Below are 12,931 nucleotides of genomic sequence, written 5' to 3'. Positions count from 1 at the left end.
GTGTTGTTATTGTGCCACAACAGGGTGTGGCTCCTTCTTATTCCGCCGTCGCGTTCCGTAACGAACGGCTGCCTGCTTCGCGGAGCCTGTCGATGGCGGCGCCGGGGTCCTCGGCTCCGTAGACGGCGGAACCTGCCACGAACACGTTGGCTCCGGCTTCCGCGGCGCGGGTGATGGTTTCCTCTGTGATTCCGCCGTCAACCTGAATGGCCACACCGATGCCGGAACCGTCGATGGCGGCGCGGGCGCGGCGGATCTTGGGGAGGGTGACGTCGAGGAAGGCCTGGCCGCCGAACCCGGGTTCCACAGTCATGATGAGGAGCATGTCCAGTTCGGACATCATGTCCAGGTACGGTTCCACGGGGGTGGACGGCCGCAGTGCCATGCCGGCCTTCGCACCCCTGTTGCGGAGTTCACGGGCCAGCTTGATGGGCGCGATGGACGCCTCCGCATGGAACGTAACCGAGGCCAGGCCCGCGTCCGCGAAGCCAGGCGCCCAGCGGTCGGCGTCGGCGATCATCAAATGGGCGTCCAGGGGAACGGGGCTGACCGCCTGGATCCGCTGGACCACCGGCAGTCCGATGGTGAGGTTGGGGACGAAATGGTTGTCCATGACGTCCACGTGCACGGCGTCGGCGTTGCTGATGCGCTTCAGCTCGGCCTCAAGGTTGACGAAGTCGGCCGAGAGGATGCTCGGGTTGATGCAGCATTGCGTCACGGGGATGCCTTTCGAAGGGTGGCTCGGGTACGTGTGCCGAAGCGTCGGCGTCAGGCCTTTTTCCGGATCAGGGCCAGGAACATGGCGTCGGTGCTGTGGAGATGGGGCCACAGCTGCGCTGTCATTTCATGCCCGGCACCCAGGTTTCCGGTGAGACTGACGGCGTCGAGTGCGGCCCCCGCGTCAAGGAGTTCCAGGTCGTCGCGTTTCCGCAGGGCGTCCGACACCACGGCAGTGGTTTCGGCAGGATGCGGTGAGCACGTCACGTAGGCAACCACTCCCCCGGGCCGGACAGCTGCCAGTGCCGACGAGAGCAGGTCGCGCTGCAGCGGCCCGAGGTCCGCCAGGTCCTTGGGCGAGCGGCGCCAGCGGGATTCGGGCCGGCGGCGCAGTGCCCCCAGGCCGCTGCAGGGCACATCCACCAGGACGCGGTCGAAGGATCCGGGGTGCTCTGCGCCGACCTCGCGGCCGTCACCTGTGCGTACCTGCCAGGTGTCTTCCGGGACGGCGGACAATGCCTGTTTGACCAATTTGGCGCGGTGCGGTGCGGGTTCGTTGGCCAGCAACGTGGCGCCGCGTTCCCGGGCAAGGGCACCGAGCAGGGCCGCCTTCCCGCCCGGTCCGGCGCAGAGGTCGAGCCAGGCTTCGGGCGCTGCGTCATCGGGCCCGGCGGTTCCCAGCTCCACCGCAGCCATCGCCCGGGCCACCAGTTGCGAGCCGACATCCTGTACCCGGGTGGTGCCTGCGCGTACCGAGGACAACCGTCCAAGGTCTCCACCACTGGACAGCGCAGAGCCTTCAACAAGTTCACCAGGCGTGGCGCCGTCTTCAAGCGCTTCGTCGAGGTTCCCCAGGCCGGGAAGGGCCACGAGGTTGACCACCGGCGCCGCGTTGTCCGCTTCGAGCAGGGCGTTGATTTCCCCGACGGGGCGGCCGTGGGCCACCAGTGCCTGGCGCATGGCCCGGACGATCCATTCGGGGTGGGCGTGGCGGAGTGACGCGATGCGGGTTTCGTCGGTTTCGTCCGCTGCCAGCACGTCCAGCCACTCATCCAGGCTGTGGGCGCTGACTTTGCGGAGGACCGCGTTAATCAGGGCGGAGGGTCCTGCACCAATGACGGCGCGGGCAAGACCCACCGTCTGGTCGAGTGCCGCATGGGCGGGGACGCGCATGGCGAGAAGCTGGTGAACGCCGATGCGCAGCGCATCCAGGACTGCGGGGTCGAGCTGGTCCAGCGGCCGGTCGACGCAGCGCGCCAGGACGGCGTCGTAGGTTCCCTGTCCCCTCAGCGCGCCACAGCTCAGCTCGGTAGCGAACCCGGCGTCGCGCTTGTCCAGCCGGTGCTGCCGGATCCGGGCCGGCAGCACGAGGTTGGCGTAGGCGTCCTCCTGTGCAACGGCGCGGAGTACCTCGAATGCCACCAACCGGGCGGGGTCCGCCCGGCGGGTGCGCTGGGCGGGCGCGTTTTCGGTGAAGTTCCGCTGCGGGCCGCGGTTCCGCTCCCGGCCCTGGGCGTCACGGCGGCTGTTGTCCCGGGGGCCGCCCTGGCCGCGGCCGTTTTGGCCCGCGCCGCGCCCGCGGCCGGACGGACGGCCCTGCTGTGCACCACCGGAATTCGTACCGGATCCACTCATTCGAATACCACGCCTTCCAGCGAACCAATGCCGCGGGCCCAATCGGGCGCGGCCATCATCTTTTTTCCGGCGGGCTGGATGCGGGTCAGCTCCACCGCGTGGGAGCCGGTGCCCACCAGCACGCTCTTGCCGTGAAACGCCAGGGCACCCGGTGCGAGGTCCTCGACATCCGGGCGCAGCCGCACAGGATCGAGCTTTACCCGCTGGCCGTCCAGGAGCGTCCAGGCTCCCGGCTCGGGGGTGGCGCCCCGGGCCTGGCGGCCGATGGCCAGGGCGGGGTGGTGCCAGTTCAGGTGCCCGTCTTCCAGGGTGAGCTTTGGCGCCAGCGACACGTCTCCGGCCTGGGGCACCGCAGATGCCTTGCCTGTTTCGATTGCGGACAGGGTCTGCGCCAGGAGGACGGCGCCGCTGTGCGAGAGCCGTTCCAGGAGCTGGCCGGACGTGTCCTCCGGGCCGACGGCCTCGGTGAGGGTGCCGAACACCGGTCCCGTATCGAGCCCCTTTTCCAGCTGGAAGGTCACCGCCCCGGTGACGTCGTCGCCGGCCATGACCGACCGTTGCACGGGTGCGGCACCCCGCCACGCAGGCAGCAGCGAAAAGTGCAGGTTGATCCATCCGTGCCGTGGAATGGCCAGGGCTGCCGGGGGAACCAGCCCGCCGTAGGCCACGATGGCGGCGACATCGGGGGCAGCGGCCGAGATCTGTTCGATGGCGGCGTCGTCAACCTTTGCGGCGTAAATGACATCCAGCCCGAGTTCAGCGGCCCGCGCGGCGACCGGCGACGGCGTGAGGACGCGTTTGCGGCCGATCGGAGCGTCGGGGCGGGTCAGGACGGCAACGACGTCGAATCCTGCCTCGACGAGGGCGTCCAGGGAGGGAACCGCGACGGCGGGAGTCCCCGCGAAAAGGACCCTCACCCGGCGTTACCAAAGCTGGAGCCGGAAGACTGTCCCGTTGCCCCGGGTCCGCCGAAGCTCGCTCCACCGAAGCTGGACCCCACGGTCTTGGCACGCTTGGCTGTGGTGCGCTCCGCCACGGAGTCGTAGTTGGCGTTGCGAATGGAGCGCAGGGCGGCTTTCCGGTCCTCGCCCTCCAGCCGGTCGGTGTAGAGGACGCCGTCCAGGTGGTCGTTCTCGTGCTGGAAGCAGCGGGCCAGCATGCCCTCGCCTTCGAGGGAGACGGGGTTCCCGTGCATGTCCACGCCGGTGACGCGGGTGGCGCGGAAACGGCGCACGGGGAAGCCAAGGCCCGGGATGGACAGGCAGCCCTCCACATGGTCCGGCTGGTAGTCGTCACTGTTTTCGAGTACCGGGTTGATGATGTGCCCTTCGACGCCGTCAATCCGGTAGGTGAATACGCGCTTGCTGACACCGATCTGGGGCGCGGCAAGGCCGGCGCCATCGACGTCTTCCATGGTTTCGGTCATGTCGGCGACCAGCTTGGCAAGTTCAGGCCCGAATTCCGTCACAGGATCGGCCACAGTGCGGAGCACGGGATCGCCGATGATGCGGATATTCAGAATAGCCATGCGCGGATTTTCCTCACGGTTGGCGGCAATGGGACCAAACCAGTTTAGGTGCTAGGCGGTGCGGGCCTGGGCCAGCGGCGGCGGGGCGATGGGGAGAAGCGCGGTGCCGGCACTGATGGTGTCGGCCGAGAGTTCCCAGACGCGACGCAGTGCGCAGAACTTCCACCAGTGGTGCTTGAGGACCTCGGGGTTGGCCCGCACCGGGCGGACCTCTGTTTCGCCAATGGCCACCGCCAGCAGGACAGGGTCTTCCCCGTACTTCCACGGTTCCCAGGTTCCGGCCACCGGATCCACCAGGCTCTCCTCGGCCTTCATGCCGGCTACCAGCTGCATCACCACTTTGTCGTCGAGGGATTTGACCTGGCCGTCCCGGGTAGTGCCCTTGGTTTTGTAGTCGATGAGGCAGATGCGGCCATTAATCCGTGCCACCAGGTCCAGGGTGCCGGCGTACCCCACTGCCTTGTTCCACACAGTGATTTCCGGAGCGAGGGGCTCCACCCGGAAAAGGTCCCACCATTCATCGAACCGTACGGCGAAGGCTTCCTCCCCGTTGGCGGCCAGCGCCTCCCGCGCTTCCTTCATGGCATGCGGACGTCCCAGTGCGCGCAGGGCAACCTGCTCGCAGTAGGTGTGGACACGGTCCCCGCGGCGCGCGGCATCGTCCCGATAAGCCTCAGCGGCCTTGGCCGCCCGGTTGATGGCCTGTTTGATCTTTGCAGGGCTGCCCAGGCAATCGGACAACAGCGGGTCCTTGGCCAGGCTGCTTGCCCCCATGTAGCCAAACCAGCCGTCCAGGCCATGCGGCTGTTGGCTGATGACTGTGGTGATGGAAGGCACGGAGAACTGCTCCGACGTGGACCGGGCATACATCCGGCCATATTCGGTGGCATGGGCGAGGAGCGGATCAGTCATACAAAAGACTCTTTCACAGGGGTCCGACAACATCTCCGGGAACAAGGCCCGGGCATGAAAAAGGTCCGCCTCCGCTGCTGATGAGCGGAAACGGACCTTATGCGGTGGGCGATACTGGGTTCGAACCAGTGACCTCTTCGGTGTGAACGAAGCGCGCTACCACTGCGCCAATCGCCCCGATGCATTTGAATGCTAGCCCACCCGGAGGCCATTTCAAAAATCGGCCTCCGGCTCCCGAAGAACGCCCCGCGGGATGCCCCGTTTCCGCCGCCCGTCCATTGATACACACTCCACATTCCTACATGCCGCAGCGGCAAGGGCGGCCCGGGATGCAGGAATTACATGCTTGTAAGTCGCTCCATCCCGCGCCATTACTGGGATGCAGGGGCATGAGCGAAGCAGCCGGACCAGCCGATTTGGACTTTCCCGGAACCTCCTATATTGTTTTTACTCGTTGGAAGCGAGGAAATGCCGAAACGGCAAGGAATCAAACCTCCAAACTGCGGACGTAGCTCAGCTGGTAGAGCACCACCTTGCCAAGGTGGATGTCGCGAGTTCGAATCTCGTCGTCCGCTCGCAGGACACTGTCACGGCAACGGTTGCTAAACCGGGGCTTACACGGTGGGTTGGCCGAGAGGCGAGGCAGCGGCCTGCAAAGCCGTATACACGGGTTCGAATCCCGTACCCACCTCGGTGAAAACCATGGTTTTTCGGATACCCTCCGAATCAGCATGGGCGATTGGCGCAGCGGTAGCGCGCTTCCCTGACACGGAAGAGGTCACTGGTTCGATCCCAGTATCGCCCACTCGGCAAGGAAACTTGCCAACAGCAGTCCGGCTCCGGCCGGAACGCAATTGCGGACGTAGCTCAGCTGGTAGAGCACCACCTTGCCAAGGTGGATGTCGCGAGTTCGAATCTCGTCGTCCGCTCTCTTTTTTACAACCCATTGGCCGGTCCTCCGGTTTCCGGGCGATTGGCGCAGCGGTAGCGCGCTTCCCTGACACGGAAGAGGTCACTGGTTCGATCCCAGTATCGCCCACACTCACAGCAGCTCGTAAAGAGCTGCTTTTTTGTTGCCTTTTTATTGCCCTGTTGGAGGTCATCCGCTGCGGGCGAACGCCAAATCTCTCCAATCTCCTTGGAACTGCCCTCCCGCGGGTCTAGGATCGATTGCGCAAGGAGCGACCTGGCTCCGCGACCGAAGGGAGGTGCTCGTGGGACTGATTGACGATCTAAAGGGCAAGGCACAGGGTCTTATCCGCGGAAACGAGCAGACCATCAAGGACGGCATCACCAAAGCCGGCGATTTCGTCGACCAGAAGACCGGTGGCAAGTACGCCGGCCACGTCGACAAGATCCAGGATGGCGCTTCCAAGCTCGTGGACAAGAATGGGACCCCTGGCCAGGCACCTGCCGCAGAGCAGGTCCCCCCGGTCAATCCCGTCAACCCGGCACCGCCGGCTGACAGGACTCCGTAAGGATCTCGGCCGGGGCATTGCCCCAGCACGTCAACAGGGCGCGGGTCCCGCCGGGAGGCGGCACCCGCGCCTTTGGCGTTTAATAGCCCGGACAGCCGGCCGGCGCGGCTGGCCCGGGCGATGGCCTGGCCGCCGGCCAGGACGCCCAGGGGTGCATCGCGCTCCACAATTGCCACCCGGGCCGCAACCCCGGATAACCTGCCGGTATGGCGAAGTCTTCCGCACCCACCTCCACCGGCCGTTCGGCCAGTACTTCCACGTTCGATTCCCGGCCAGTTGTTGCGGGTGTTGTCACGGCCCTGGTGGGGTTCACATCGTCCTTCGCCGTCGTCCTCGCCGGGCTTAAGGCAGTAGGTGCCGACCCGGCCCAGGCTGCCTCTGGACTGCTGGCCCTGACCCTGACCGTCGGCGTCGGCGTCCTGCTGCTTGCCTGGCGGTCCAAAGTACCGGTCACGCTTGCCTGGTCCACGCCGGGCGCAGCGCTGCTCGCCACCTCCGGAACGCCCGACGGCGGCTGGCCGGCCGCCGTCGGAGCCTTCCTTGCCGCCGGGGTGCTGATAGCACTGACCGGGCTTATCCCTGCCCTCGGCCGGCTGATGGCGCGGATCCCCGCGTCACTCGCCCAGGCAATGCTGGCCGGAGTCCTGCTGCAGCTATGCCTGGCTCCGTTTACCGCCCTGGGTACCGTTCCGCTTTTCGTGGCTCCGGTCATTGCCTGCTGGCTGCTCATGATGAAGTTCGCCCCGCGCTGGGCTGTGCCCGCGGCACTTCTCGTGGCGTTGGGAGTGATCGCCTTCTCCTTGGCTGCCACCGGCACGGGACCAGGAACGGGCGGGGTGCTGCCGCAACTCGTGTGGACCACGCCGTCCTTCAGCCTGCAGGCCATGGTGGGCATTGCCCTGCCGTTGTTCGTGGTCACCATGGCGTCCCAGAACGTTCCGGGCGTGGCGGTGCTGCGCTCGTTCGGCTTTTCCACGCCGTGGCGGGCATCGATGCTGGTGACAGGTGCCGGCACCGTCCTGGGCGCGCCGTTCGGCGGCCATGCCATCAACCTTGCCGCATTGAGCGCTGCCCTTGCTGCCGGTGAGGAAGCCGGAAGCAACCGCAGCAGGCGCTGGGTTGCAGGTTTTACCTCCGGGCTGGCCTACCTGGTCCTGGCCGCATTCTCGGCCGCGCTGGTCACCCTGGTCACTGCAGCCCCGGCGGGCATGCTGGAAGCGGTGGCCGGGCTGGCGCTCCTGGGCACGCTGGCGGCGTCCGTCTCGTCGGCGCTGGCTGATGCCGAGGACCGCATCGCCCCGGCAGTCACGTTCCTGATGGCCGCTTCGGGGCTCGCGTTCGCCGGGATAGGCCCGGCGTTCTGGGCGCTCCTTGCCGGCCTGCTGGTCAGGACGCTGCTGGTCCCCCGCCGGGAGCGGGAACTGCTGGACGGCGGGCCCGCAGGCGCGGAGGACGGCGCCTAGGAGTCGCCGGCGAGGGCCACCGCGCGGGGCAGCGAAGCCCCGCCGGAGGCGCTAGGACGGTTCGTGGTTCTGGCCTTCGCGGGCCAGCGCGGTGAGCCTGGACACGGCACGGAAGTACTTCTTCATGTAGCCGCCGGCCATCATTTCCTCGGTGAAGAGCTTGTCGAACGGCACGCCGCTCGCGAGGATGGGGACGTCCTTGTCGTAGAGACGGTCTGCCAGGACAACGAACCGCAGCGCCACGGACTGCTCGGTGATGGTTTCCACGTTGCGCCACACCACGCCGTCGATCCCGTCGATGAGCTGGCGGTACCGGCTGGGGTGCACGCCCGCGAGGTGGTGGATCAGGGTGCTGAACTCGTCCTGGGCCACCGTCTTGCCGTCGAACTCGGCCTTCATGTGGGAGGACAGTTCGCTGTTCTTCAACGGGGCCGGCGCTGCCGGCAAGCCGCGGTGTCGGAAGTCTTCGCCGTCAATGCGGATAACGTCGAACTGGTCCGCCAGGACCTGGATCTCGCGCTGGAAATCCACGGCGGCGAAGCGGCCGTCACCCAGGGAGCCGGGCAGGGTGTTGGAGGTGGCAGCCAGCTTCACGCCGGCGTCGGCCAGTTCGCGCATGAGCCGGGACATCAGGACGGTGTCGCCGGGATCGTCGAGCTCGAACTCGTCGATGCACACCAGCTTGTAGCTGCTCAGCGCATCCACGGTCTTGCGGAAAGACAGGGCGCCCACCAGGTTGGTGTACTCCACGAACGTGCCGAAGGCCTTCGGTCCGGGGGCGGCGTGCCACAGCGAAGCGAGGAGGTGGGTCTTGCCCACGCCGAATCCGCCGTCCAGGTAGATGCCGGCACGCGAGCTGTCCTTCTTGCCGAACAGTTTTTTGAAGAGCCCGCCGCCGTCAGACGGTGCCACGTTGCCGGCAAACCCCTCCAGGGCCTGGACGGCAGCAGCCTGGCTGGGCTGCTTCGGGTCCGGACGGTAGCTGGCGAAGGACACCTGGCCAAACCGCGGCGATGGATAGAAACCCTTAAGGAGTTCGTTCACCGACACTGCAGGAGTGCGCGCCGCAAGCTGTTCGATCTGTACCAAGGTGGTCCGTTCTGCTGGTAGGTGGTCCCCAGAAAGGATACCGGCTCCCGGGTCCCCGTCCGGGCGCGGCGTCCGCGCGCAGCATCACCGGGACCATCAGGCGTGACGAAGCCAACATTTCGTCCTGTTAACGGAATACGGACAACGCATCTGCCGCTGGATAGTGTGGGGAAAGGTCCCCATGCAGGAGCCGTTTACCGCACTGCGCGGCCCTCCCGTGTCCTCGATGAAAGGCCAACACCATGCCCTACCCCGTTGAACAGAATGAAAAGTTCGCCGCCTACGCCCACCCGGAGCGGCTGGTTTCCACCGAGTGGCTTGCCGCCGCCCTGGAGAGCGGCGCCGTTGCCAACGGTGAACTGGTTGTCGTCGAATCGGACGAGGACGTGCTGTTGTACGAAACCGGCCACATCGCCGGTGCGGTAAAGATCGACTGGCACACCGACCTGAACGACGACGTCACCCGCGACTACGTTGACGGCGCGGCCTTCGCTGAGCTGGCGGCCTCGAAGGGCATCTCCCGGGACAGCACCGTGGTGATCTACGGCGACAAGTCCAACTGGTGGGCCGCTTACGCCCTGTGGGTGTTCACCCTGTTCGGCCACCAGGACGTGCGCCTGCTCGACGGCGGCCGGGATAAGTGGGTCGCCGAAGGCCGGGACCTGACCAAAGACAAGCCGGCGCCCGCTCCGGGGAACTACCCCGTGGTGGAACGCGACGACGCCCCCATCCGCGCCTTCAAGGACGACGTGCTGGCCCACCTGGGCAAGCCCCTGATCGACGTCCGCTCCGCCGAGGAATACACCGGTCAGCGCACCCACATGCCGGCCTACCCGGAAGAGGGCGCACTGCGCGGCGGCCACATCCCCACTGCTGCCTCCGTGCCGTGGGCCCGTGCAGCGGCCGAAGACGGCACGTTCCGCAGCCGGGAAGAGCTGGACGCCATCTATCTCGGCGAAGCCGGCCTTGTGGCGGGCGACGACGTGGTGGCCTACTGCCGCATCGGCGAGCGTTCCAGCCACACCTGGTTCGCACTGAAGTTCCTGCTGGGCTTCGAGTCCGTCCGGAACTATGACGGTTCCTGGACCGAGTGGGGCAACGCCGTCCGCGTGCCCATCGTCAAGGGCGCGGAGCGCGGCTCCTTTCCCGCCGCCGTTGGAGTCTGACGAAAGCTCCCGCGTAAACTGGCCATGATGACTACTCAAGCCTTGCCTTCCGCCCTCGCGGCGATAGTGGACGACTTCCAGGCCCTGTCCGAGCCCGAGCGGCTGCAGCTGCTGCTCGAATTCTCGGAGGGGCTTCCGGAACTTCCCGAACGGCTCACCGACCACCCGGAGCTCCTGGAGCAGGTGGTGGAGTGCCAGTCACCGCTGTTCCTCACCATCGAAACGGAAAAGGACGGCAGCGACGGCCCCGGCACCGCAGTCCGGCTCTTTTTCAAAGCCCCCGCCGAAGCGCCCACCACGCGTGGCTTCGCCGGGGTGCTGCACGAAGGCCTGGACGGACTCTCGGCGGCGGAAATCCTTTCCGTACCGGATGACATGCCCGAACTGCTGGGCCTCACCCGGGCTATCACCCCGCTCCGGATGAGGGGCATGACGGCGATGCTGGGCAGGATCAAGCGCAAGGTAGCTGCAGCGTCCGGCGTCCGCGCCTGAGGCCACGAGCAGGTGGCGCGCAAAAGCACTGCACAGGGAACCCCGGCCACGGCGGCACTCGCCGCCGCCGGGGTTTCCTTCGTGCTGCACCCCTACTCCCATGATCCGGCCGCAGCCAGCTACGGGGCGGAGGCGGCCGCAGTCCTGGGGATCGATCCGGCACGGGTGTTCAAGACCCTGATGGTGGAGGTTGAAGGCAGGCTGGCCGTTGGCATCGTCCCCGTCAGCGGGACCCTGGACCTGAAAGCCTTCGCTGCGGCGATGGGGGCAAAGAAGGCCGCCATGGCAGATCCGGCCGCCGCGCAACGCCGCACCGGCTACGTGCTGGGCGGCATCTCGCCGCTTGGCCAACGGCTCCCCTCCCCCACAGTGCTCGATTCCTCTGCCCTGGAACTGGACACCATGCTCGTCTCCGGCGGCCGGCGCGGCTTGGACATCGAGCTTGCACCGCTGGACCTGGTCCGGCTGACAGACGCTGTCACTGCGCCGATCGGCAGTAACGCATAGCTGCCTGCCGCGCTGATCAGACAGGTTGATCAGACAGGTTGCTCCCCCGGCCGGGCACCGGGGTTGAGGCGCGGCGCGAGCTGCTGCCGCAGCCACGCTTTCACCAGCCGCTCCCAGCGCTCGGGATCCACGTTCCATTCCTTCGTGTGCCGCGCGTGGTTGAAGGCTTCGAAGGTCACCATTTCAGGGTTCCGCTCGGCCAGCAGCGCTGACGGCTTGTAGGGCACGTATTCGTCATCGACGCTGTGCAGGATCAGTGTGGGGGTCCGGAGTTCAACGGCGCGGGAGACCCAGTCCATGGCCTTGAGGTCCACAGGCGCGGACAAGCCCGTCAGCCTGCGTCCCAGCGGATGGCCCAGCATGAGCTGCCCGTACCGGCCCACCAGCGAGGGAATCCGGTTCAGCTGAGCATGGTGGGCCAGGACGTTGACCCAGTCGATCACCGGTGCGTCCAGGACCATGGCCCGGATGAGGTGCCGGTACCGGGCCAGGTCCGCTGCCTGCAGGCAGATGGCCCCGCCCATGGACCAGCCAAAGAGCACAACCTCCTCGGCGCCGTTGTCCAGGGCGTATCCGATCGCCGCCTCGATGTCCTGCCATTCTGTGGAACCCAGCCCGTACCGGCCGTCATCCGCCGATGGTGCCAGGCCGTCATTGCGGTAGGACAGCAGCAGGCTGGTGAGCCCCAGCTCCAGCGCCGGACCCACCGCCCGCAGTGCTTCCTGCCGGCTGGCGCCGCGGCCGTGGACCATGAGCGCCCACGTCCGCGCGGTCCCGCCGGCGCGGACCAGCCAGGCCGGCGCCTCGCCGCGTTCCACGGGAATGGCCACCTCCTCGGCTGAATAGCCGACGGCGGCAGGGTCCGGGTAGAGGGCGCCGCTCCACCAGCCCCAGCGGGCTGCGGAAAGGTCTCCGGCGTAGACCGCTTCGACCTCGCGCAGTACCGTCCGTTCCGCCGGCGAATAGGAAATGATGCGGCCGATCCTGGCGTGCCCCTTGCCGCCGTCGAAATAGAATCCGTACCGGCCATCCACCGTGGTGTCGTCCGTGGCGGCCAGGATCACCTGCTGCTTTTGCCCGTCGCGGATGACCGCAAGGACCTCCTGGTCCGACGTCCGCTGCCGCGCCGGCGTAATGACGCGCCGGGCAAAATACACGGCGAGCGCAGACGAACCCGCTGCCAGGAGCCCGGTCAGGGAACTGCCCGCGATGGCACCGGCAATGGCCCATCGGGTCCGCAGCGACATGCCCCCTGTTTCCGGGGTCTGGGCAGTGTGCTCCGGGCGCGTCCGCAGGTAAGAAGCCATGCTTCTATTCTTACCGTCAGTGGAAGGATCACCGCATTCCGGGCCGGGCGGGTCCTGTGTGGGCCGTTCCCCGCAGACCGTGACAGGCCCATGTACAGGTGAGTGCGGCGCCCCACGCACAGGGCTAGGCTAAGGCCATGAGTGAACCCATCGTCATCCTGACCGAAGAGCCACTGGGGGCGGACGACCGCCTGAACATCGAACGCCTGGTGGACGGAGCAGCCTCCCGGCTGCTGGTCCTTGTGCCGGCCAATACCGAACGGCACCTGCTGGTGGATTTCCTCGAACACCTCTCCCTCCTGGAAATTGCCGCGGCCTTCCGCGAACTGACCTCCCGCGCGCCGGACCCCGCCGAGGAACGGGCCCACGCCACGGAAACCCTGGCCGCCTCGCTTGCCGCCCTGGAAGGACTGGGCACAGGAGTCGACGGCGAAGTGGTGGACGGCGGCGCCGTTGACGGACTGGTGGCCAAGGTCCGGGATACCGGAGCCACGCAGGCAGTGGTCATCACACGGCCGCACGCGGTGGCCGATACCTTCCACACTGACTGGGCGAACAAGGCCCAGGACCAGCTCGGCATCCCCGTCCTGCACCTGTACGCAGGATCGGGATTTATCGGCGACTCCTAGGCGTTGAC

Annotated in this window: 13 protein-coding genes and 6 tRNA genes; 11 read left to right on the top strand and 8 right to left on the bottom strand. The window is 67.0% G+C overall.

Annotated elements, in window-relative coordinates; translation table 11 throughout:
• Nucleotides 1-37 precede the first annotated feature (37 nt).
• The 6 genes from rpe to ACHL_RS08405 form a co-directional block, all read right to left on the bottom strand.
• Nucleotides 38-718 (bottom strand): ribulose-phosphate 3-epimerase, encoded by a 681-nt coding sequence (gene rpe / locus ACHL_RS08430; RefSeq protein WP_015936874.1) that lies wholly within the window; start codon nt 716-718, stop codon nt 38-40.
• 50 nt (nt 719-768) lie between these two features.
• The gene (locus tag ACHL_RS08425) at nt 769-2,352 is read right to left on the bottom strand and encodes an RsmB/NOP family class I SAM-dependent RNA methyltransferase (protein WP_015936873.1); all 1,584 of its coding nucleotides are present in this window, start codon (nt 2,350-2,352) and stop codon (nt 769-771) included.
• Nucleotides 2,349-3,269 carry a methionyl-tRNA formyltransferase gene (gene fmt / locus ACHL_RS08420; RefSeq protein ID WP_015936872.1) on the bottom strand — a complete coding sequence of 307 codons (921 nt, stop codon included), beginning with the start codon at nt 3,267-3,269 and terminating at the stop codon, nt 2,349-2,351. The genes ACHL_RS08425 and fmt overlap by 4 nt, the downstream gene beginning before the upstream one ends.
• Nucleotides 3,266-3,880, bottom strand: a complete 615-nt coding sequence (gene def, locus ACHL_RS08415) for a peptide deformylase (RefSeq protein WP_015936871.1) — start codon at nt 3,878-3,880, stop codon at nt 3,266-3,268. Before def ends, fmt begins: the two co-directional genes overlap by 4 nt.
• A gap of 51 nt (nt 3,881-3,931) precedes the next feature.
• A complete protein-coding gene (locus ACHL_RS08410) occupies nt 3,932-4,792 on the bottom strand; it encodes a cytochrome P450 (protein WP_015936870.1) in 861 nt (286 codons plus the stop codon).
• A 105-nt stretch (nt 4,793-4,897) separates the two neighbouring features.
• Nucleotides 4,898-4,969 (bottom strand) — tRNA-Val (locus ACHL_RS08405).
• Nucleotides 4,970-5,294: 325 nt separating this feature from the next.
• Here ACHL_RS08405 and ACHL_RS08400 point away from each other — a divergent pair.
• The 7 genes from ACHL_RS08400 (at nt 5,295) to ACHL_RS08370 (ending at nt 7,733) form a co-directional block, all read left to right on the top strand.
• Nucleotides 5,295-5,367 (top strand) — tRNA-Gly (locus ACHL_RS08400).
• Nucleotides 5,368-5,412: 45 nt separating this feature from the next.
• Nucleotides 5,413-5,483 (top strand) — tRNA-Cys (locus ACHL_RS08395).
• A gap of 42 nt (nt 5,484-5,525) precedes the next feature.
• Nucleotides 5,526-5,597: transfer RNA gene (locus tag ACHL_RS08390), tRNA-Val, on the top strand.
• A gap of 51 nt (nt 5,598-5,648) precedes the next feature.
• Nucleotides 5,649-5,721, top strand: a tRNA-Gly gene (locus ACHL_RS08385).
• Between the two features lie 38 nt (nt 5,722-5,759).
• Nucleotides 5,760-5,831, top strand: a tRNA-Val gene (locus ACHL_RS08380).
• A 175-nt stretch (nt 5,832-6,006) separates the two neighbouring features.
• On the top strand, nt 6,007-6,270 hold the full coding sequence (locus ACHL_RS08375) for an antitoxin (protein ID WP_015936869.1): 264 nt from the start codon (nt 6,007-6,009) through the stop codon (nt 6,268-6,270).
• A 206-nt stretch (nt 6,271-6,476) separates the two neighbouring features.
• Nucleotides 6,477-7,733 (top strand): benzoate/H(+) symporter BenE family transporter, encoded by a 1,257-nt coding sequence (locus ACHL_RS08370; protein ID WP_015936868.1) that lies wholly within the window; start codon nt 6,477-6,479, stop codon nt 7,731-7,733.
• 51 nt (nt 7,734-7,784) lie between these two features.
• On the opposite strand, the gene zapE is transcribed toward ACHL_RS08370, so the two are convergent.
• The gene (zapE, locus tag ACHL_RS08365) at nt 7,785-8,822 is read right to left on the bottom strand and encodes a cell division protein ZapE (RefSeq protein WP_015936867.1); all 1,038 of its coding nucleotides are present in this window, start codon (nt 8,820-8,822) and stop codon (nt 7,785-7,787) included.
• Between the two features lie 242 nt (nt 8,823-9,064).
• Here zapE and ACHL_RS08360 point away from each other — a divergent pair, with 242 nt between their 5' ends.
• From ACHL_RS08360 to ybaK, 3 genes are read left to right on the top strand one after another with little or no spacing between them, the layout of a single operon-like run.
• On the top strand, nt 9,065-9,988 hold the full coding sequence (locus ACHL_RS08360) for a sulfurtransferase (RefSeq protein WP_015936866.1): 924 nt from the start codon (nt 9,065-9,067) through the stop codon (nt 9,986-9,988).
• A gap of 27 nt (nt 9,989-10,015) precedes the next feature.
• Nucleotides 10,016-10,480: a SufE family protein gene (locus ACHL_RS08355; RefSeq protein WP_043794568.1), complete on the top strand. Its 465-nt coding sequence runs from the start codon at nt 10,016-10,018 to the stop codon at nt 10,478-10,480.
• A gap of 12 nt (nt 10,481-10,492) precedes the next feature.
• A complete protein-coding gene (gene ybaK / locus ACHL_RS08350; protein ID WP_015936864.1) occupies nt 10,493-10,987 on the top strand; it encodes a Cys-tRNA(Pro) deacylase in 495 nt (164 codons plus the stop codon).
• A 29-nt stretch (nt 10,988-11,016) separates the two neighbouring features.
• Here the strand turns inward: ybaK and ACHL_RS08345 are convergent, their stop codons facing one another.
• On the bottom strand, nt 11,017-12,294 hold the full coding sequence (locus ACHL_RS08345) for an alpha/beta hydrolase family protein (protein WP_015936863.1): 1,278 nt from the start codon (nt 12,292-12,294) through the stop codon (nt 11,017-11,019).
• Between the two features lie 137 nt (nt 12,295-12,431).
• On the opposite strand from ACHL_RS08345, the gene ACHL_RS08340 reads away from it, so the two are divergent.
• A complete protein-coding gene (locus ACHL_RS08340) occupies nt 12,432-12,923 on the top strand; it encodes a hypothetical protein (protein ID WP_015936862.1) in 492 nt (163 codons plus the stop codon).
• Nucleotides 12,924-12,931 lie beyond the last annotated feature (8 nt).

Origin of the sequence: Pseudarthrobacter chlorophenolicus A6 (assembly GCF_000022025.1) — a bacterium.
Classification (GTDB): Bacteria; Actinomycetota; Actinomycetes; order Actinomycetales; family Micrococcaceae; genus Arthrobacter; species Arthrobacter chlorophenolicus.
Note: the sequence above shows the minus strand (reverse complement) of the source record. Positions and strands in the feature narration are given on the sequence as shown.